The organism is Arthrobacter sp. ok909 (assembly GCF_900104405.1).
Taxonomy (GTDB): domain Bacteria; phylum Actinomycetota; class Actinomycetes; order Actinomycetales; family Micrococcaceae; genus Arthrobacter; species Arthrobacter humicola.
Genome location: NZ_FNJS01000031.1, coordinates 22,288 through 42,008 on the forward strand (window position 1 = coordinate 22,288; position 19,721 = coordinate 42,008).

At 68.4% G+C, this 19,721-nt stretch carries 17 protein-coding genes; 12 read left to right on the top strand and 5 right to left on the bottom strand.

All coding sequences use genetic code 11. The features are described 5' to 3' along the window. Positions 1–125 precede the first annotated feature (125 nt). The 12 genes from dxs to BLR03_RS19235 all read left to right on the top strand — a co-directional run bounded on the left by dxs (position 126) and on the right by BLR03_RS19235 (position 12,699). Positions 126–2,099 (top strand): 1-deoxy-D-xylulose-5-phosphate synthase, encoded by a 1,974-nt coding sequence (gene dxs / locus BLR03_RS19180; protein WP_091255698.1) that lies wholly within the window; start codon positions 126–128, stop codon positions 2,097–2,099. Between the two features lie 76 nt (positions 2,100–2,175). Then, the gene (locus tag BLR03_RS19185) at positions 2,176–2,733 is read left to right on the top strand and encodes a hypothetical protein (RefSeq protein WP_091255699.1); all 558 of its coding nucleotides are present in this window, start codon (positions 2,176–2,178) and stop codon (positions 2,731–2,733) included. Positions 2,734–2,800: 67 nt separating this feature from the next. Continuing rightward, the gene (locus BLR03_RS19190; protein ID WP_091255701.1) at positions 2,801–3,019 is read left to right on the top strand and encodes a helix-hairpin-helix domain-containing protein; all 219 of its coding nucleotides are present in this window, start codon (positions 2,801–2,803) and stop codon (positions 3,017–3,019) included. Between the two features lie 53 nt (positions 3,020–3,072). After that, positions 3,073–4,050, top strand: a complete 978-nt coding sequence (locus BLR03_RS19195; RefSeq protein ID WP_091255703.1) for an aldo/keto reductase — start codon at positions 3,073–3,075, stop codon at positions 4,048–4,050. A 116-nt stretch (positions 4,051–4,166) separates the two neighbouring features. Continuing rightward, positions 4,167–5,195 carry a nucleoside hydrolase gene (locus BLR03_RS19200; protein WP_091255705.1) on the top strand — a complete coding sequence of 343 codons (1,029 nt, stop codon included), beginning with the start codon at positions 4,167–4,169 and terminating at the stop codon, positions 5,193–5,195. A 124-nt stretch (positions 5,196–5,319) separates the two neighbouring features. Beyond that, a complete protein-coding gene (locus BLR03_RS19205) occupies positions 5,320–6,141 on the top strand; it encodes a glycosyl transferase family 9 (protein WP_091255708.1) in 822 nt (273 codons plus the stop codon). A 33-nt stretch (positions 6,142–6,174) separates the two neighbouring features. Further along, positions 6,175–6,933 (top strand): energy-coupling factor transporter transmembrane component T, encoded by a 759-nt coding sequence (locus BLR03_RS19210; RefSeq protein WP_091255710.1) that lies wholly within the window; start codon positions 6,175–6,177, stop codon positions 6,931–6,933. Beyond that, positions 6,930–8,474 (top strand): ABC transporter ATP-binding protein, encoded by a 1,545-nt coding sequence (locus BLR03_RS19215; protein WP_091255712.1) that lies wholly within the window; start codon positions 6,930–6,932, stop codon positions 8,472–8,474. The genes BLR03_RS19210 and BLR03_RS19215 overlap by 4 nt, the downstream gene beginning before the upstream one ends. 175 nt (positions 8,475–8,649) lie before the next feature. Continuing rightward, a complete protein-coding gene (locus BLR03_RS19220; RefSeq protein WP_091255714.1) occupies positions 8,650–10,167 on the top strand; it encodes an efflux RND transporter periplasmic adaptor subunit in 1,518 nt (505 codons plus the stop codon). 3 nt (positions 10,168–10,170) lie between these two features. Beyond that, a complete protein-coding gene (locus BLR03_RS19225; protein ID WP_091255716.1) occupies positions 10,171–10,890 on the top strand; it encodes an ABC transporter ATP-binding protein in 720 nt (239 codons plus the stop codon). After that, complete coding sequence (locus BLR03_RS19230; RefSeq protein WP_091255717.1) at positions 10,887–12,131, top strand: ABC transporter permease; 1,245 nt, start codon at positions 10,887–10,889, stop codon at positions 12,129–12,131. Before BLR03_RS19225 ends, BLR03_RS19230 begins: the two co-directional genes overlap by 4 nt. A 7-nt stretch (positions 12,132–12,138) precedes the next feature. Then, positions 12,139–12,699 carry a hypothetical protein gene (locus BLR03_RS19235; protein WP_091255719.1) on the top strand — a complete coding sequence of 187 codons (561 nt, stop codon included), beginning with the start codon at positions 12,139–12,141 and terminating at the stop codon, positions 12,697–12,699. Between the two features lie 92 nt (positions 12,700–12,791). Here the strand turns inward: BLR03_RS19235 and BLR03_RS19240 are convergent, their stop codons facing one another. The 5 genes from BLR03_RS19240 to BLR03_RS19260 all read right to left on the bottom strand — a co-directional run bounded on the left by BLR03_RS19240 (position 12,792) and on the right by BLR03_RS19260 (position 19,685). Beyond that, on the bottom strand, positions 12,792–14,966 hold the full coding sequence (locus tag BLR03_RS19240) for a 3-hydroxyacyl-CoA dehydrogenase NAD-binding domain-containing protein (protein ID WP_091255722.1): 2,175 nt from the start codon (positions 14,964–14,966) through the stop codon (positions 12,792–12,794). Then, a complete protein-coding gene (locus tag BLR03_RS19245; protein ID WP_091255746.1) occupies positions 14,963–16,204 on the bottom strand; it encodes a thiolase family protein in 1,242 nt (413 codons plus the stop codon). The genes BLR03_RS19240 and BLR03_RS19245 overlap by 4 nt, the downstream gene beginning before the upstream one ends. Positions 16,205–16,459: 255 nt before the next feature. Beyond that, complete coding sequence (locus BLR03_RS19250; RefSeq protein WP_091255724.1) at positions 16,460–17,818, bottom strand: HRDC domain-containing protein; 1,359 nt, start codon at positions 17,816–17,818, stop codon at positions 16,460–16,462. Between the two features lie 61 nt (positions 17,819–17,879). Then, positions 17,880–18,524 carry a DUF3000 domain-containing protein gene (locus BLR03_RS19255; protein ID WP_091255725.1) on the bottom strand — a complete coding sequence of 215 codons (645 nt, stop codon included), beginning with the start codon at positions 18,522–18,524 and terminating at the stop codon, positions 17,880–17,882. Positions 18,525–18,596: 72 nt separating this feature from the next. After that, complete coding sequence (locus BLR03_RS19260; RefSeq protein WP_091255728.1) at positions 18,597–19,685, bottom strand: threonine aldolase family protein; 1,089 nt, start codon at positions 19,683–19,685, stop codon at positions 18,597–18,599. Positions 19,686–19,721: the final 36 nt, after the last annotated feature.

Sequence of the window (19,721 nt, forward strand, 5' to 3'; positions counted from 1 at the left end):
CCCGGCCGGTCATTGACCGGCCGGGGCTTCTGCGTTCCTTCGGTGTTCCTGCGCCGTTCCGGCAGCGGGCGTTCCCCGGAGGCGTTAGAGTTAAAAGGCATGTCTACCACCCGAAGGAGGGGCCGTTGGGAATCTTGGACACCATCCGGAATCCGCAGGACCTGAGTAAGTTGTCCGGGGCGCAGCTGGATCAGCTGGCAGCCGAGGTCAGGGATTTCCTGATCGGCAACGTCTCCCAGACGGGAGGGCACCTGGGCCCGAACCTCGGCGTCGTTGAGCTCACCATCGCGGTACACCGGATCTTCGATTCCCCCCGTGACAGCATTGTCTTCGACACCGGCCACCAGTCCTACGTCCACAAACTCCTCACCGGTCGCCAGGATTTCAGCACCCTCCGCCAGCAGGGCGGCCTCTCGGGCTACCCGGACCGCGGAGAATCCGAGCATGACATCGTCGAAAGCTCGCACGCGTCCTCGTCACTGTCCTGGGCCGACGGCATCTCCCGCGCCCGGCAACTGACCGGCGACGGCGACCGCTTCGTCGTTGCGGTGGTGGGCGACGGTGCCCTGACCGGCGGCATGGCCTGGGAGGCCCTCAACAACATCGCGGCGGACAAGAAGCGCCGCGTCGTCATTGTGGTCAACGACAATGGACGCTCCTACGCCCCGACCGTCGGCGGGTTCGCCGACTACCTTGCATCCCTGCGTCCCACCATCGATTCCCTCCGCGCCGCCCCCGCCTATGAAGGCACGCTCGAATGGTGGAAGCGCAGGCTGCAGAACGGCGGCCCCGCGGGGCAGTTCACCTACAAGAGCCTGCACGCCATGAAGAAGGGCCTCAAGGACTGGTGGGCTCCGCAGGGCATGTTCGAGGACCTCGGCATGAAGTACATCGGTCCGGTGGACGGCCACAACCTCCAGGCCATGGAAAACGCCCTCTCCACGGCGAAGAACTATGCCGGGCCCGTGATCGTGCACGCCATGACGGAAAAGGGTCATGGCTACGCCCCGGCCCGCGCCCATGAAGCGGACCAGTTCCATGCGGTCGGGATCATCGACCCGGAGACCGGCGCACCCTCCGAGGCCGGTGGCGCCAAGTCATGGACCGCCGTGTTCGCCGATGAGATCGCCGACATCGCCGACGAGCGCAAGGACATCGTCGGCATCACGGGGGCCATGCTGATCCCGGTCGGGCTGCACAAGTTCGCCGCCCGGCACCCGGACCGCGTGTTCGATGTCGGCATCGCCGAGCAGCACGCCCTCACCTCGGCGGCCGGCATGGCGTTCGGGGGACTGCACCCGGTGGTCGCCGTCTACGCAACGTTCCTGAACCGTGCCTTCGACCAGCTGCTGATGGACGTGGCCCTGCACAAAGCAGGCGTCACGATCGTCCTCGACCGGGCCGGCGTCACCGGGCCGGACGGCGCGAGCCACCACGGCATGTGGGACATGGCCATGGTCCAGATCGTCCCCGGCCTCCACCTCGCCGCACCGCGCGACGCGACACGGTTGCGGGAGGAACTGCGCGAGGCCGTGGCCATCGAAGACGCCCCCAGCGTGATCCGCTACTCCAAAGGCAGCGTCGGCGCCGAGGTCGAGGCGCTCGAACGCCTGGCCGACGGCGTCGATGTGCTGGCCCGCCGCCCCGCAGGCTCCACCGAGAACGACGTCCTGATCGTGAGCGTCGGCGCCATGTCCGAACTCGCGCTGGACGTCTCCAACCGGCTCGGCGCCCAGGGGATCAGCTCCACGGTGGTGGATCCGCGCTGGGTCCTCCCGGTCCGGCGGTCCATCATCGACCTCGCCGCGCACCACCGCCTGGTCATCTGCATCGAGGACGGTGTGCGCGCCGGTGGTGTCGGCTCGCGGATCCGCCAGGAGATGCGCGCCGCGGGAGTGGACACCGCCCTCAACGAGGTCGGCCTCCCGGTCGAATTCCTCGATCACGGCACCCGCAAACAGGTCCTCGAACGCGTCGGGCTGACCGCCCAGCAGATCACGCACGACGTCGTCGCCCAGGTCCTGGGCACCAAGGTGCCGTTCGCGCGTCCGTTGCCCGGCCACGAACACCCCAGCACCGGCAGCCTGCCGCTGCTGTAGCCAGCACGTCTGTTGAGCACTACCCCGTACGGCCCCACCCTTGGCGGCGCCGTGCGGACCAGGAAGGAACTGGCATATGAGTGGAATTATCCGGGTTTACAAACGCGACGAAGAGGGCACCCTGCAGTTCAGGGAGGCCTGGTTTGACGAGGACTACAGCCAGTTCGTGATGAACCACGGCGTCGTCGGGCACCAAAGCAAAACCGACGAGACCGACGTCGAGGACGCCGACGTTGCCGAGCGCCTCATGGACGCCTTCGCGGTGCAGTGCGCCGAGGACGGCTACGCCGAAATTCCGGACGAGGAACAGTTCTGGGTGGTGGCCCAGTACGCGCTGAAGACCAAGGAGGGGACCAGCCGCGACAAGTACCTCGAGGAGAAAGCCAAGGATGCCCTCATCAGCCATCTGGCCTGGCGGGGCCTGGGGATCGTGGATCGAAGCGAGTTTTCAGATGGCCGGCTGAACATCTTCTGCCTCACCCCGGACGTCAACAAGACGGTCAACGCCATCAAGGTATGCATCCGGGGTGAGGACCTGGACTTCACCAAGCTGAGCATTGGGGCCGCGCCGTTTGGCGAGGAGACCTTCAAGCTCAAACACTCACCGAAGCCGGCCAGCAGCTTCACGCTCTAGCCAACACCGGCAAGGAGCCCTACACGGCTCGCATCAGTTTGGGGGCAACCGACTGAAAGGCAACGCAATGACGCGAAAATCCTCTCAACCAGGCAGCACACCGCTCCCCACGGGACTGGCGGCGCCGGCACGCAAGTCCCTCGCGCACGCGGGGGTGGAAACCCTCGAGCATCTCGTGGAGCTTGGCCGGCGCCGGCTTGCCGGGATGCCGGGCGTCTGCCCGCGCACCCTCGCGCAGCTCCAGGACGCCATGGACGAGCACGGCCTGGAACTGCCCGCGGGATAGCCGTGACGGCGGCGTTGGACCGGACGCCCGACCGGCCGTTATAGGGTAAATCCATGACTGAATACCGCCGTGTGGGAAATTCCGGACTATCCGTCTCGGTCGTGGGACTGGGCTGCAACAACCTGGGCCGGCCCGGGACCGTGACGGAATCGCAGGAGGGCACGGACGCCGTCGTGCATGCCGCCCTGGACGCCGGGATCACCTTTTTCGACGTCGCGGACAGCTACGGCCGGGAACCAGGACTCAGCGAGAGGATGCTGGGCAGCGCCCTTGGCTCGCGCCGGGACGACGCCGTGATCGGCACGAAGTTCGGCATGGACATGCGCGGTGCCAACGGCGAGGACTTCGGCGCCCGCGGATCCCGCCGCTACATCATCAAGGCCGCGGAATCCTCGCTGCGCCGGCTCGGCACGGACTGGATCGACCTTTACCAGTTCCATACCCCGGACCCGCTGACGCCCATCGATGAGACGCTCTCGGCCCTCGAGGACCTCGTGACCAGCGGCAAGGTCCGCTATATCGGTCACTCCAACCGGGCCGGCTGGCAGATCGCCGAGGCCGAGTTCGTGGCCCGTGCCCGCGGGGGAGTGCGCTTCATCTCCAGCCAGAACCACTACAACCTGCTGGACCGCCGTGCGGAGCTTGAGGTGACCCCCGCCGCCGAGGCCTACGGGCTGGGCGTGCTGCCGTACTTCCCGCTCGCCAACGGCTTGCTGACCGGCAAGTACTCTGCCGGCCGCGCCCCCGAGGGCTCCCGGCTCAGCCACAGCCGCACCAACCTGGTGAACGACGCCGACTGGGAACAGCTGGGTGCCTTCGGCGACTTCGCCGCCGCACGCGGTCTCACCGAGGTCCAGGTCGCATTCTCCTGGCTGGCCGCCCAGCCGTCCGTCAGCAGCGTCATCGCCGGCGCCACCACGCCGGAGCAGGTGCGCCAGAACGCCGCCGCCGTGGCCTGGAAGCCCAGCCCTGCCGAACTCGCCGAGCTGGACGACCTCTTCCCGCGCACACCCAAGGTGGCACTGTTCTGACCAATCAAGCCTCGAGCGAGTCGGCACTGAATAATCCGGCATTTAATAATCCGACCCTGAACCGTCGGACCGGGGGCAGCTTCCCGGACGGTCTCCCAGCGACCCAATCGATCCTCATGGATGTCGACACCGGGATCGACGACGCGCTGGCCCTGGTCTATCTGCTGGCCCGGCCCGACATCCGGATCCAGGCCATCACCTGCACCGCAGGGAACGTCGGGGCGCGGCAGGTGGCGTTGAACAACCTGGCCCTGCTGGAGCTGTGCGGCCGCCAAGGCATCGAGGTGGCCATCGGCGCCGAGGTTCCGCTGGAGATCCCGCTGGTCACCACCGAGGAGACCCACGGGCCGCAGGGAATCGGCTACGCCGAGCTGCCGCCGCCGGTCCAGCAGATCTCGGCGCGGCACGCCGTCGACGTCTGGGTGGAGGAGGTGCGGGCACATCCGGGGGAGATCACCGGACTGGTTACCGGCCCGCTGACCAACTTTGCCCTCGCCCTGCGCCGCGAACCGGAGCTCCCTCGGCTGCTCAAGGGGCTCGTCATCATGGGCGGCAGCTACTACTACCAGGGCAACACCACCCCGACGGCCGAATGGAACACTTCGGTGGACCCGCACGCCGCCAAGGAAGTGTTCGCCGCTTACCGCGGGCTGCCCGAGGACAAGCTGCCGATCGTCTGTGCGCTGGAGACCACCGAACGGATCGAGATGCAACCGGAGCACTTGCGGCGCTTGAGCGAGGCCGCGGGCGCACCGGAACCTGAACTGGTCCTTCCGGAGCAGCCGGAGGGTCTGCGCAGCCCGTCCGGGAACCCGCTCGTCGCCTGCCTGTCTGACGCCCTGCGCTTCTACTTCGAATTCCACCGGCTCTACGACCAAGGCTATGTGGCGCACGTGCACGACGCCTTCGCGGCGTGCGTTGCCGCCGGACGAACACCGTTCACCACCCGCCCGGCCACGGTCGACGTCGAAACGGACTCTCCGCTCCTGATCGGCACCACGGTGGCAGACTTCCGTGGGCTGTGGGGGCTGCCGCCCAACGCCAGGATTGTGTCCGACAACAATCCCGAACACTGTTTCGACGAACTGATTTCCTCAATTGGTGCCCTTGGACGCGCCGTGGGTGCGCGGTCGCCGGGCACCTGAGGCGTTCCGCCTGAGACGGGGCCGCCAGTGGGTTCCCGCGCGGGTCCGCGGATCGCTAGGATGGTAGCTGCGCCGAGGTGACATGAGGCGGATGTTGTCGCACCCACCCAAAGGAACACCTCCCATGTCACAGCCAGCTCTTACTGTCACGGACCCTGGACAGGGGGCCGGCCGCGGTCGCCGCCTGCTCGAAATTGCCGGCGCCGCATCCATCGCCGCCACCTACGTCTTCCTGGTGCTGACCCAGCCCGCTGACATTGCCAACGGCCCGGCGAGTTTCTCGGCCCTCGTGGCCCTCGGCGGCTTCCTGCTCGGCGCGGTGCTGCTGATTGTCGCCGTCCTGCCGGTGCTTCCCACCTCCACTCTGGTCCTCATCCCCGTGGCACTTGTCCTGAACGTGGTCCTCGGGCAGCTCATGGGCAGCACCGGCCTGCCGTTCTACATCGACGCGATCGGCACGGTCCTGATCGGCGTCCTGGCGGGTCCCGCCGCCGGCGCCGCCACGGGCGCGCTGAGCAGCATCGTCTGGTCCTTCTTCAATCCCACGGTCCTGCCGTTCGCCGCCGGCGCCGCCCTCATCGGCTTCCTCGCCGGCATGGCTGCCCGCGTCGGCCTGTTCCGCCGCTTCTACCTCGCACCCGTGGCCGGCTTCATCACCGGAATCCTCGCCGGCGTCGTCTCCGCCCCGATCGCCGCCTTCGTCTTTGGCGGCACGTCCGGCCTCGGCACCGGTGCGATCGTCAGCGCTTTCCGCGCCATGGGGGACACCCTCCTGGCCGCCATCACCAAGCAGGCCTTGATTTCGGACCCCATGGACAAAGCGATCGTCTTCACCGTCGCGGCGCTGCTGGCCTACGCCCTGCCCCGCCGCACCACTTTCCAGTTCCCCTTCGTACGGCGCTTCCGCGTACTCGCCGGCAAAGCCCCGTCGGCGCCCGACGCCTGAGCCGTGATGCTGTGACACTGCGGCCCTGATCCTATGACCCTGCGCCTTCACCCCTTCACCGCACTGACTGCGGCGGCCTGTACTGCCGTGATCACGACGGCGGCAGCCAGTTGGCCGTTGTCCGTCGCCGTCGGACTCGCCGCGGCGGTCCTCGCGGTGCGCCGTGGAGTCGCGGGGCGGGTCCTGTCGGCCGCGGCGGTGATCCTTGTGCCCCTGTTCCTGTCCTTGCTGGTGCTGCACGGTCTCTTCTTCCCCGAAGGCCACACTGTCCTCGCTGAGTGGGGACCGGCCCGGGTCACCGCCGAGGGCCTGCGATTCGCGCTGGAGCTCGGAACCCGGACCGCCGCCTGCGTCCTGGTGTTCCTCCTCTTTTCCTTCACGGTGAGCGTTCCGGACCTCGTCTCGGCCCTCTCGGCCCGCCGGATACCGCCGCAGTTCGGATTCGTCCTGGCCTCCACCCTGACCCTCCTGCCTGCCGTTGCGGGGCGCCTGGACCGGATCCGGCAGGCCCAGGAAACGCGCGGGATGGTGATCCGCGGCGGCCTGTGGTCGCGCGCCCGCGCGCTGCGCCTGCAGATGATTCCGCTGGTTCTGGCCCTGATGGACGACGCCGGCAGCCGCGCCCAGGCTCTCGAGGCCCGCGGGTTCGGCAGCCCGGGACCCCGCACCAGTTACCGCGACGTCGCCGACCCGCCTGCCCAGCGGCTCTTCCGGGCCGCGGCATTCGTTCTCGCTGCTGCAGCCGTCGCCGCGCGGCTCGTTGTCTCCTGGCCTGCTGGAGGGTCGTCGTGACAGCGGCCACCCGCACGGCGCTCCGGGCGCGGATTGATGCCTTCACGTTTCATGGCGAGAGCCAGCCGGCGCTGCGCGATGTAACTCTCTCGGTCACGCCCGGCTCCCTGACCGCCGTCCTGGGCGGCTCCGGGAGCGGAAAGTCCACGCTCGGAAAACTGCTGGCAGCCTGGCTGCGCGCCGGCCAGGCGGGGGAGTTCCGAGGCAGCCTAGAGCTCGACGGCACCCGGCTGGATTTCCACGGCGCGCCGGACGACCCGCGGATCAACCCGGCCGAATGGTCCCGCCGCGTGGCCTTCGTCCCGCAGGACGCCGCCTCGATGCTTTCCACGGTGCGCGCCACAGTCGCCGAGGAGCTGGCCTTCGGCATGGAACTCCGTGCGACGCCACGGGGGGACATGCTCCGCGCAGTCGAACACACCGCCGCGCGGACCGGCCTGTCCGGGCTACTGGACCGCGACCCGGCCACGCTCTCCGGCGGAGAGCTGCGTCGGCTCGCGGTGGGCTGCGCGGTCATCGCGGAACCGGACATGCTCATCCTTGACGAGCCGATGGCTTCCCTGGACGCGGCCGGGTCCGCCCGGATCGAGGAGCTGATCCGCGGACTCTGTGCCACCGGCACCGGCGTCGTCCTGTTGAGCCAAGCGGCCGACCGGCTTGCCGGCGAAGCCACGCACTGGACCGTCCTCGACGCCGGGACAGTCACCGCCGCGGGGGCGCCGGCACAGCTGATCGGCTCGGCCGAGCTGGAGCACGCCGGGGTGCTTGTGCCCGGAACTCACCGCCCTGACGCCGGCGCAGTCCCCGGTCCGGGCCCGGTGCCTCCCGCCGTACCTGCCCCCGGGGCGGTAACGCCCGAACCATGCCTTGAACTGTGCGGCGTCGGGTTCGGCTACGGCCAGGACCAGCGGCGGTGCGGGACCGGTCCCCGGCAACGGGTCCTGCGGGACGTGGACCTCGCCGTTCACCCGGGCGAGATCATCGCCGTGACCGGTGCCAACGGCGCCGGCAAGTCGACCCTTCTGCGGCACTTCAACGGACTGCTGCGGCCGGCCGAGGGAGACGTCCGGGTCTGCGGACGCAGCATCGCCGGGGTGCCGGTGGGAACGGTGGCGGCCTCGGTGGGCGTGCTGTTCCAGCATCCGCGGGACCAGCTCTTCGAACGGACCGTCCTGCGGGAAGTTGCGTTCGGCCTCCGGCAGCTCTTCGGCAAAGCCGAAGCCGGGGACAGGGCACGGGCCGCGCTGGCCGCCGTCGGGCTTTCCGCCGACGCCGGGGCGGTCCACCCGGCCGAACTGTCCGCCTCGCAGCAGCGGCTGCTCGCCCTGGCCACGGTCCTGGCCCGCGAACCGGCAGTGCTGGCCCTGGACGAGCCCACCGTGGGGCTGGACCGGCACGGACTCGAACGGCTCGGCAGGGCCGTCGCGGCCGCGGCGGCGCGGGGGACCGCCGTCGTTATGGTCACCCACGACCTCTCCTACGCCCGCGCCACCGCGCACCGGATCCTTGGACTCGACGGCGGGACCCTGCGGGAGCTCTGAGGCCGGGACAGCACCCGGAACGTGCGCCGTTGCCGAGGGGCCACGCGCGGGCTTACGGCTTTGTTACGTCCATGGCGGCGGAGGCTGGCCCTGTTTTCCGTCAAAACCGGGCCGCACCGGCGCCCTCCCACGGTTTTCCCGGCTTGCGCCCAGACATGGTGGATACGGTCCAGCCATGACCTCAAAAACCCTTGTCATCAACTCTGCCCTGGGCGCTGTTATTCTGGCGCTCGGAGCGGGGACCTACTTGTCCGTCACGGCCGCAGGGTCAACGTCTCCCGCGGCATCGGTCCGGACGGTCGCGGTGAGCAAGGCCAGCATCTCCTCGGTCGCGACCGCGTCGGGCAACGTCTCGCCCGCGACTACCACAGTGGTGAATGCGCAGAACTGCACCGGCCCCATCGTTTCCGTCAGCGCGACGCTGGGCCAGCAGGTGACGGCCGGTCAGCAACTGCTGACCATCGACCCCACAAATGCGCAAGATGCGCTCAAGACGGCCCAGGCACAGCTGACGTCGGTCAGCGCGCAGGCCAATCAGCAGCAGGTTTCGGCTGCGGGCCAGGTGTCCTCCGCCAACCAGAACCTGGTCAACGCCCAGCAGTCCGCCAACCTCGACGCCTCGCAGCAGGCCGCCGCCGTCGCGGCGGCGCAAAAGACCGTGGACGCGGACACGGCGGCCGTCAGTGCCGCCAGGGCTCAGCCCGTCCCCAACCCGAAACCGGCCACGTGGGTGGACCCCGTGGCGGCGGCGCAGAACCAGCTGGCCAAGGACCAGCAAGCCCTGGCCCAGGCGCAAAATCAGGCCTCCTCGACGCAGCTCAAAGACAAGCAGCAGGTCTCGACGGCGGCCACCGCCCTCGGCAATGCCCAAAATTCCGCGGCTTCCTCGGGCGGAACCAACGTCACCAGCGCGCAGCTCGCGGTCGAAGCCGCTCAGACCAACCTCGCCGCGTGCACCCTGAACGCCCCGGCGGCCGGCACGATCACGGCGGTCAGCGCCACGGTGGGCGCCCTGACCGGATCTTCCGGAAACGGCGCCGCAGCGTCCGGCCCGGCCGCCACCGGTGCGTCCGCCGGTGCCGCCGCCGCGTCAACGTCCTCCGCCTCCGGAAGCGGCCTCGTCACGATCAGTGACACAAGCCATCTACAGGTGGTGGCCGGATTCTCCGAATCCGACGTCGCGACCATGAAACCGGACCAGACCGCTCAGTTCACCTTCCCCGCCCTGAGCCAGGACGCCAACGCCGCGCCCGTCACCGGCAAGGTGGTCTCGATCGCGCAGACCTCCAGCACCACCAACGGCGTGGTGACCTACCCGGTCACGGTCTCGATCGCCAATCCGCCATCAACCCTGCGCCTGGGCCAGAGCGCCAACATCTCCGTGACCACGGGCATTGCCGACAACGCCTTGCTCGTACCAAGCCTCGCGGTGTCCACCGTCGGGGCGGGCCAGATCGTCAACGTCGTTAGGGACGGCACGCCGACGCCGACGCGCGTCACCACGGGGATCACCGCCAACGGGCGGACCCAAGTCCTCAGCGGACTTTCCGAGGGTGACCAGATTGAACTTCCGGCCATTTCGAGCGCCCTGGACACCGGTACCGGTACCGGCACCACACAAGGCAACGGGTTCGGCGGTGCCGGGTTCGGCGGCGGCAACCGTGGCGGCGGCACCCGGAACGGAGGGCAGTAGGCCATGGCGGCGGTCATCGAACTCTCCGACGTCAACAAGCTCTACGGCAAGGGCGAGGCAGAGGTCCGGGCGCTCGACGGCGTCAGCATCACCATCGAGCGCGGCGACTTCGTGGCCATCATCGGGGCATCCGGCTCCGGCAAGTCCACCATGATGAACATCATTGGCTGCCTGGATGCCCCGACGTCGGGAAACTACTTGCTGGACGGCATCCACACCGCAGAGCTCGACGAATACCAGCAGGCACAGATCCGCAACCGCAAGATCGGCTTTGTTTTTCAGAACTTCAACCTGATTTCCCGCACCAAAGCCGTCGAGAACGTTGCCATGCCGCTCGCCTACGCCGGCGTCCGCCGGCAGGAACGGCACACCCGTGCCTTGGCGATGCTCGACGCCGTCGGGTTGTCCAGCCGGGCTGACCACAAGCCATCCCAGCTTTCGGGCGGCCAACAGCAGCGCGTGGCCATTGCGCGGGCCCTCGTCACCAACCCGGTGCTGCTGCTGGCCGATGAACCGACGGGCGCACTGGATTCGCGGTCATCCTCGGAAATCCTGGACCTGTTCGACCGGCTGCACGGAACGGGCCGGACCATCGTGATGATCACCCACGAGGCCGACGTCGCCGAGCGGGCAGGCCGGGTCGTGCGCATGCAGGACGGCAGGATCGTCTCCGACGACCGCCAGCAGCCGTTCGGCGGTCATGCCTTGGTTGCGGCGCAGTGAGCCTCCTGGAGTCCGCGCGGTTTGCCCTCGCCGGGGTCGCGGCCAACAAGATGCGCTCGGTGCTGACCACGCTGGGAATCCTCATCGGCATCGCCGCCGTCATTGTGCTGCTCGCCGTCGGCGCCGGAACCAGCAACGCCATCAAGGCCCAAATTGGCAAGCTGGGGACCAACGTGCTGACCGTGAGCCGCTCAACATCGGTGGGCGGTCGGGCCGGAGCCGGAGCCCAGGTCGGCGCCAGCCGCACCCGCAGCACCAACCTCACGCTCGACGACGAAAAAGCCCTCACCGACCCCGTCCTCGCCCCCGACATCGCCCGCACCGCACCGATCGTGCAGGCGCAAGGCGTGACGGGAACCTACAACAACGCCACGCACTCGGTGGCGAGCTTCCTCGGCACAACGTCGCCCTATTTCGAGATCAGCAACAGTACGGTGGCATCGGGCGCCCTCTTCACCGATGCCGACCAACAGGCCGCAAACCCCGTGGCCGTCATCGGCAATACTGTCGCCGCCGATCTCTTCGGCACCAACTCGGCTTCCGCCGTCGGGCAGACCATCCAGTTGAACGGCCAGAACTTCACCGTAACCGGCGTGCTGACCGTCAAGGGGTCCTCGGGACTGAACGACCCTGACGACATCGTGGTGGTACCGCTGTCCACCGCCCAAAACAAGTTCACCGGATACGCTCCGACGTTGGCATCCATCACCGTGCAGGCCGCATCAGCCGATGTCATGAACCAGGCGCAGAACGAACTGCAGATGATCCTCGATGCCCGCCACAGAGTTGACGCCAGCACCCGTGACTACCAAGTGCGGAACCAAGCACAGATCCTCACCACCGCCACCAACACCACGCAGACCCTCACTATCCTGCTGGGTGCCGTGGCCGCCATCAGCCTCCTCGTCGGCGGGATCGGCGTCATGAACATCATGCTGGTCACGGTCACCGAGCGGACCCGTGAAATCGGCATCCGCAAGGCCATCGGCGCCTCCCGCGGGAGCATCGTCGCGCAATTCCTGATTGAATCGCTGATCATCTCGGTCATTGGCGGTATCGCTGGAATCGTGATCGGTTTTGCCGGCAGCGCCTTCCCCGTCCTGGGGGTCCAGCCTGAGGTGCAGCCGTGGACAGTGTGGCTGTCGCTTGCCGTCTCGGCCTTCATAGGCCTCGTGTTCGGTGTCTACCCCGCTAACAAAGCCGCGAAGCTGCGGCCCATCGATGCACTCCGCTATGAATAGGATTTCCATGAAGAGTTTCTTCCCAGATACCAGCGGCGCCGCGCGCGGTGGCGGCGAACCCGCAGAGTCGTCCCCCACGGAAGCGCTGCCCGCAGCGGAGGCGACACAGGCCGCAGATCCAACGCCGGTGACAGGCTGGCGTCGCAGTCTCCAACCGAAATCCGGCGCCGCCCCGGGAAGCTGGCTGGCGGGAGCTGCCGAGCAACCGGCCGAAGCCAGCGACAACCCCGAGTTGCCCGGCGCCGACGAGGAACCCTTCATTCCCAAGAGCAAGTACGTCATGGGGCGGTCCACGAAGGTCCTGGCGTGCGTGGTCCTGGTGGCAGCCGGCATGTTTACTGGCTCGGCCATCCAGAAGCAGATTGATGCCGGAACGCGTGGATCCCGCTCCAACTTCGGCAATTTCCAGGGTCCCGGCGCCGGAACAGGAACCGGATCCGGCAACTTTTCACCCGGCCAGGGGCGTCGCGGCGGCGGGACCGCAGGAGGGGCTGCCGGCGGCGGGACCGCAGGTGGAGCCGGAGCCGGCGGGCAGGGCGGTGCCGCAACGCCCTCCGCCGGTCAGTAACGAATCGACGGCGCGCACCCAGCAGCAAGCGCCGCCGCCCGCACCTTTCATCGGTGCGGGCGGCGGCGGCTCTGCGTGGCCTTGGGAGCCGGTCAGGCGGCGGGCTCGGAGGCTACGCCCGGGGCCAGGAACTTCTTGCCGTTGACCCGCTCTGAGGCGCCCACCCGGTCCAAATACGGGGTGATGCCACCCAGGAACATCGGCCAGCCTGCGCCAAGGATCATGCAGAGATCGATGTCCTCCGGACCGGCCACCACACCCTCCTCGAGCATGAGCCCGATTTCCTCCGCCAGGGCGTCCTGTGTGCGGCGCAGGACTTCCTCCGCGGTGGACGGGCTGCTGCCGAAGGACATCAGCGCGAGGGTCTCGGCCGGGATGACGGGCTTGCCGTCCGCACCCGGAGCCCAGATGGACTTCACGCCGTTGTCGATCAGCGCCTGCAGGTTCGTCGAGACCCGGAACCGGTCCCCGAAGGCCGCGTGCAGCGACTCCTGGACGTGCTGGGCCACCGGCAGGCCCACCATGGCGCCAAGCACAAAGGGAGTCATCGGCAGGCCCATCGGCCGCAACGCGTTGTCTGCGACCTCGGCCGGGGTGCCCTCGTCGAAGGCCGCGGTCACTTCGCCCATGAGGCGCAGCAGTATGCGGTTGACCACGAATGCGGCGGCATCCTTGACGAGCACGGCCGACTTCTTCAGGCCCCTGGCGAGTTCGAAGGCGGTGGCCAGCACGGCGTCGTCGGTCTTCGGCGCGCGGACGATTTCCAGCAGCGGCATCACCGCCACGGGGTTGAAGAAGTGGAACCCGACGAGCCGCTCGGGGTGTTCGAGGTCCGCAGCCATTGCCGTGACAGACAGTGACGAGGTGTTAGTGGCAAGGATGCACTCGGGCGATACGATCGCCTCGACCTCCTTGAAGACCTGCTTCTTGACGTTGAGTTCCTCGAAGACGGCCTCGATCACGAAGTCGGCGTCTGCGAAGACTTCCTTGGACACCGAGCCGGTGACCAGCGCCTTGGTGCGGTTCGCGGCGTCGGGGCTGATCCGCTTCTTGGCCAGCAGCTTGTCCACCTCGGCGTGCACGTAGCCAACCCCCTTGTCCACCCGGGCCTGGTCGATGTCCGTCATCACCACCGGCACCTTGAGCTGGCGGGCGAAGAGCAGGGCGAGCTGGCTTGCCATCAGACCGGCGCCCACGACGCCCACTTTTCCCACCGGGCGGGCAAGCTTTCGGTCCGGGGCGCCGGCCGGGCGTTTCGCGCGCCGCTGCACGAGGTCCAGGAACGCGTAGACGGTGGAGCGGAACTCGGGGGTCTGCATGAGGTCCGCGAGGGTGTCGCATTCGAGTTCGGCGGACTGGGCCTGCGTCAGGGTCCGGTTGGCCTCCATGACCTCGAGGACCTTGGCCGGCGCGGGGGAGGCATTGGACGTCTTGGCCTCGACAAAGGCCCTGCCCTTCGCGACGGCGGCCGCCCAGCGCGCTGCGACCTCCGGATCGGCGGGGTCGACGGCGTTGGCCCGCTCGGGCGCCACGGCGCCGGCAATGACCTTCGCGGCCCAGGCGACGGACTGCTCAATGAAGTCCGCGGGCTCGAACATGGCGTCCGCCACGCCGAGCTCAAAGGCCTGCGGGCCCGTGAGCGTGCGGTTGTTGCTCAGCGGGTTTTCGATCATGACCTTGAGCGCGTTCTCCGGCCCGATCAGCCGCGGCAGGATATAAACTCCGCCCCAGCCCGGAATCAGCCCGATGAAGGCTTCCGGCAGCGCCAGGGCGCCGGCGCCCGTGGAGACGGTCCGGTAGGTGGACTGCAGCGCGATCTCCAGGCCGCCGCCCAGGGCCAGGCCATTGATGAACGCGAAGCTGGGGACGCCGAGGTCGGCCAGGGTGGAGTAGACCTCGTGGCCCAGCTGGGCCATCCACAGGCCCTGTTCACGCCCGCTGACGGACTTGACCGTGGACAGGTCCGCGCCCGCCACCAGGAAGTACGGCTTGCCGGTAACGCCCACGCCGGCAATCTCGCCGCGGGCAGCGCGCTCCTTCAGCCCCTCCAGGACCGTCCCGAGTTCCACGAGGGTGTTGGGCCCGAGCATGGTGGGTTTGGAGTGGTCCAGGCCATTGTCCAGCGTGATGAGCGCAAAGGTGCCGGGGCTCTTGCCATCAGTCGCCTTCCCACCTGCGGCGGGTAGCTCGATGTCCTGGACGTAGGAGTGGGTGGCCGTCTCGTTCGGGAAGAGATCGGCAAGCTTGCGGAAATCAGCGGCGCTCATGCTGGGGCTCCAGTCGTGGTGGTGGCGGAATCGGGGATGGTGTACTCGGTGCCGTAATCCGCGTGGTGGGGGTTCTCCCAGATGACGGTGGCCCCCATGCCGAGGCCGATGCACATGGTGGTCATGCCGAAGCGGACCGTGGGGTCTTCTTCGAACTGCCGGGCCAGCTGGTTCATCAGCCGGACCCCGGAGGACGCCAGCGGGTGTCCGACGGCGATCGCGCCGCCGTAGCGGTTGACACGGGGGTCGTCGTCGGCGATCCCGAAGTGGTCCAGGAAGCTGAGGACCTGGACGGCGAAAGCCTCGTTGATCTCGAAGAGGCCGATGTCCCCGATGCCGAGGCCGGCGCTCTTCAGCGCCTTCTCGGTGGCCGGAACCGGGCCGATCCCCATGACCTCAGGTTCCACACCGGCGAAGGCGTAGGACACCAGGCGCATCCTGACCGGCAGGCCGAGTTCCTCGGCGGCGTCCGCGGAGGCCAGCAGGGCGGCGGTGGCGCCGTCGTTGAGTCCGGCGGCATTGCCCGCGGTGACCCGGCCGTGGGCGCGGAAGGGGGTCCGCAGTGCGGCGAGGTCCTCAACCGTGGTGCCCGGGCGCGGCGGCTCATCTACCGTGTTCACCGTCCAGCCCTGACCCGGCTTCATCGTGGCCACCGGCACGAGGTCGGGCTGGATCTGATCCTTGGCGTAGGCAGCGGCCAGCTTGTCCTGGGAAGCGACGGCGTAGGCGTCGGTGCGTTCCTTCGTGATGGCCGGGAAGCGGTCGTGCAGGTTCTCGGCCGTGTTGCCCATGTTCAGGGCCGCCGGGTCAACGAGCCGCTCCGAGATGAAGCGCGGGTTGGGGTCGGCGCCGGCGCCCATCGGGTGGTTGCCCATGTGTTCCACGCCGCCGGCGATGACGACGTCGTACGCGCCGAAGCCGATCCCGCTTGCCGTCGTGGTCACGGCGGTCATGGCGCCGGCGCACATGCGGTCGATCGCGAAGCCGGGCACGGTCCGCGGGAGCCCGGCGAGCAGGGCGGCGGTGCGGCCGATGGTCAGGCCCTGGTCGCCCGTCTGCGTGGTGGCGGCGATCGCGACTTCGTCGATCCGTTCCGCCAGAAGCGAGGGGTTTCGGCGCATCAGTTCGCGGATGCACTTAACCACGAGGTCATCGGCGCGGGTGCCGGCATAAATGCCCTTTTCGCCCGCGCGGCCGAAGGGGGTGCGGACGCCGTCGACGAAGACGACCTCGCGAATGGCGCGGGGATCCGCGGTGCGGGGACTCGCGCTGTTGGTTTTCCCGCTGCTGGTTGTTCCGCTCGTGCTGGCTGGGCTCACGTGGTGCTCCTCATTGAGACATGGGTGCCGGATCCGCGCTAGCGGCAAGGCCTGGTGCAGGACTTGCCGCAGGCAGGTGGAATCCGGGCGACATCATGCATCATGTTACTCGCCAGTAACATAGCTGGCAAGGAGGCGGGGGAGCCGCGTTTGAGGTTTCCCGTGAGGGGCGGACTATCCGGCGGAACCGGACGGCACCTCCGCGGAAGCTTTCGGCTCCTTGACGGGCAGCGGCTCGGGGTGCAGGAAGGCCTCGGTGATGAGCGGAGCGGTGATTTCGATCTGCCACTGGCGTGCTCCGAGGTTCGCGAGCTCTTCGGCCACGCCTTCCTCGCTGAGTTCGACCGGCGGACGCCACGCGACCCGGCGGAGGTAGTCAGGCGTCAGGAGGTTTTCCACGGGCAGATTCAGTTCCTCGGCCCTGGCCTGGAGCTTGGGGCGGGCTGTGGCAAGCCGCGCGGCGGCCTCCGGGTCCCGGTCCGACCAGACGCGCGGCGGCGGGGGAGCGTTGGTGGGCAGGTGCAGCGGGGGAAGGTCTTCCAGGGCCCTGGCGGTGGCGATGCAGCGCAGCCAGCGGGGCGCCTCGCGCTGGGCGGCGCGGCCATGGAACCCCTTGGTGCCGAGGAGCTGCGGGACCGTGGTGGGCATGGCCTTGGCGGCGGCGACGAGGGCGGAGTCGGGGATCAGCCGGCCGGGGGCGACGTCGCGCTTCTGGGCCAGGGAATCGCGCTCCAGCCACAGCTCCCTGACGGCGGCCAGCTGGCGGCGGTCCCGGATCTGGTGCAGCCCGGAGGTCTTGCGCCACGGGTCAACGCGCGGCGGGGCCTGTCCGGCCTCAAGGATGGCGGCGAATTCCTGTTCGGCATACTCCAGCTTGCCGTCCGCGACGAGGAGTTCGATGAGTTCCTCGCGCAGCTCGGTGAGGACTTCGACGTCGAGGGCGGCATAGCGCAGCCAAGGTTCCGGCAGCGGCCGGGTGGACCAGTCGGCGGCGGAGTGTTCCTTGGCCAGACCGAAGCCCAGGAGCTGTTCGATCACGGCGGCGAGGCCCACTCGGGGCAGCCCGGCCAGCCGCGCGGCGAGCTCGGTGTCAAAGAGTTTGTCCGGCCACATGCCGAGTTCGGACAGGCAGGGGAGGTCCTGGCTGGCGGCGTGGAGGATCCATTCGACGCCGCGCAGGGCGTCATTGATGATGCTCAGGTCCCCGAACGGTTCGGGATCGATCAACCAGGTCCCGGAGCCTTCGCGCCGGATCTGGACGAGGAAGGCGCGCTGGCCGTAGCGGAAGCCCGAGGCCCGTTCCGCATCCACGCCCGCTGGCCCGTGGCCGGCGGCGAGGGCCGCGGCGCAGCGTTCGAGTCCGGACTGGGTTTCGATGACCAGAGGCACGCCGTCACGGGGGGCGTCGAGGTCGATCACTTCAGGGACCAGGCTGTCGAAGCCTTCCACCGTGATGTGGGCTGTGGTGTCAGCGGCCTCTGTCGTATTGTGAACGGCGCCGGCCGTGCTGATTTCCGGATTTTGAGGGGTCATGGTCCCTACAGTTTACCGACAACATGGCGTATAAGGCCGTGACCGTGGCCGAATAAACGCCTCACGCGTGTCCGCGGGGGCGCCGGGGAAGGGGAGTGACACCCTCGGGCAGGGGCGGCAGCCCGGCGAAGGTGCAGACCATGTCCGACCACGCCTCCAGGTGCGAGGTGATGTCCGGGGTGGCGGGGGTCCAGGAAGCCCGGAGTTCGATGTCGATCGAATCCGGCCTGTCCGACAACGTTCCAAAGCTCTCTGAGAGCACCCTTGTGGCCGTGCCGCCGGCGGAGCGGTAGGGTGCCTGGTGGTTGTCCAGCGCCTCTACCAGCCAGGCCCACGCCACCGATCCCAGCAGTTCGTCGTTGCCCATCTCAGGTTCCAGTTGGGCGCGGATGTAGGTGACGATCCGGAACTCCCCGTCCCACACGGCCGAGCCGTCGGGATCGTGGAGCAGGATGAAGCGGCCGGTGGCGAGTTCGACGTCGTCGCTGCCGGACGCACGCGCCAAAGCCGCGGCGGCCGGGCCGTGGACCGCGCCGCCGGCGGATTCGCCCGGGCCGATCACTTCTGCGCCCAGGGCGACGGCGAACGGTGCCAGCCGTGACGGTGCCGGAATTTCATCCAGGTGAAGTTCGCTGCGGCACCGAGCCTGTCGAAGGGTCCCCAAGGCGAAGAGGAAATCTGCCGGAACCTGATCGAGGGAGCTCACCTTGGAAGGTTATGCAACGGCTGTGCCCCTGCCCGGAAGACTCGCCGCCGGACAGGGGAAGCAGTGCAGGAATCAGGCAGCTGCGAGCTCGCGCTTGATGGCCGCGATGAACGAATCAACGTCTTCCTCGGTGGTGTCGAAGGAGCACATCCAGCGGACCTCACGGGCCGCCTCATTCCAGTCGTAGAAGCGGAAGGACGTACGCAGCCGGTCTGCGACACCGGCAGGCAGGATGGCGAAGACGCCGTTGGACTCGGTCTTCTGGCTCAGCGTGACGCCGGGGATCGACTCGACGCCGGCGCGCAGCCGGGCGGCCATGGCGTTGGCGTGCGAGGCCGACCGCAGCCACAGATCCCCCTCGAGCAGGGCAATGAACTGCGCTGACATGAAGCGCATCTTCGATGCCAGCTGCATGTTCATCTTGCGCAGGTAGATCAGGCCGTGGGCGGCATCCGGGTTCAGTGCGATGACAACCTCGCCGAACAGCAGGCCGTTCTTGGTGCCCCCGAAGGAGAGGATGTCCACACCGGCATCACGGGTGAAGGCGCGCAGCGGAACGCCGAGGTGCGCGGCGGCGTTGGCCAGCCGGGCGCCGTCCATGTGCAGTTTCATGCCCTTTGAGTGGACATGCTCAGCGATGGCCCGGACCTCATCCGGGGTGTAGCACGTGCCGAGCTCGGTGGTCTGGGTGATGGAGACGGCCAGCGGCTGGGCGCGGTGCTCATCGCCCCAGCCCCAGGCTTCCTGGTCGATCAGCGTAGGCGTGAGCTTGCCGTCGGTGGTGGGGACCTGCAGGAGCTTGATGCCGCCGATCCGCTCCGGTGCGCCGTTCTCGTCCATGTTGATGTGGGCGGTGGAGGCGCAGATCACGGCACCCCAGCGCGGCAGCAGCGACTGCAGGGAAAGGACGTTGGCGCCGGTGCCGTTGAATACGGGGAAGCACTCGATGCCGTCGCCGAAGTGGTCTTCCATCAGCTTCTGCAGGCGGGCGGTGTACTCGTCCTCGCCGTAGGAGACCTGGTGCCCTTCATTGGCGGCGGCCAGGGCCGCGAGGACCTCCGGGTGCACGCCGGAGTAGTTGTCCGAGGCGAAGCCGCGGACGGAGGGATCATGGAGCCGCACCGCAGTGCTGGCAGGGGCAGTTTCAACTGTGCTGGTCATCGCTTTGCTCACGCTTTCAGTCTAAGAGGTCGGCCC

What these genes read in the sequence shown, in the direction of transcription:
- BLR03_RS19220 (WP_091255714.1), top strand. Translation starts at nt 8,650, where the DNA reads ATGACCTCAAAAACCCTTGTCATCAACTCTGCCCTGGGCGCTGTTATT.
- BLR03_RS19260 (WP_091255728.1), bottom strand. Translation starts at nt 19,685, where the DNA reads ATGACCAGCACAGTTGAAACTGCCCCTGCCAGCACTGCGGTGCGGCTC.
- BLR03_RS19185 (WP_091255699.1), top strand. Translation starts at nt 2,176, where the DNA reads ATGAGTGGAATTATCCGGGTTTACAAACGCGACGAAGAGGGCACCCTG.
- BLR03_RS19200 (WP_091255705.1), top strand. Translation starts at nt 4,167, where the DNA reads ATGGATGTCGACACCGGGATCGACGACGCGCTGGCCCTGGTCTATCTG.
- BLR03_RS19240 (WP_091255722.1), bottom strand. Translation starts at nt 14,966, where the DNA reads ATGAGCGCCGCTGATTTCCGCAAGCTTGCCGATCTCTTCCCGAACGAG.
- BLR03_RS19190 (WP_091255701.1), top strand. Translation starts at nt 2,801, where the DNA reads ATGACGCGAAAATCCTCTCAACCAGGCAGCACACCGCTCCCCACGGGA.
- BLR03_RS19205 (WP_091255708.1), top strand. Translation starts at nt 5,320, where the DNA reads ATGTCACAGCCAGCTCTTACTGTCACGGACCCTGGACAGGGGGCCGGC.
- BLR03_RS19235 (WP_091255719.1), top strand. Translation starts at nt 12,139, where the DNA reads ATGAAGAGTTTCTTCCCAGATACCAGCGGCGCCGCGCGCGGTGGCGGC.
- BLR03_RS19250 (WP_091255724.1), bottom strand. Translation starts at nt 17,818, where the DNA reads ATGACCCCTCAAAATCCGGAAATCAGCACGGCCGGCGCCGTTCACAAT.
- BLR03_RS19210 (WP_091255710.1), top strand. Translation starts at nt 6,175, where the DNA reads ATGACCCTGCGCCTTCACCCCTTCACCGCACTGACTGCGGCGGCCTGT.
- BLR03_RS19225 (WP_091255716.1), top strand. Translation starts at nt 10,171, where the DNA reads ATGGCGGCGGTCATCGAACTCTCCGACGTCAACAAGCTCTACGGCAAG.
- BLR03_RS19195 (WP_091255703.1), top strand. Translation starts at nt 3,073, where the DNA reads ATGACTGAATACCGCCGTGTGGGAAATTCCGGACTATCCGTCTCGGTC.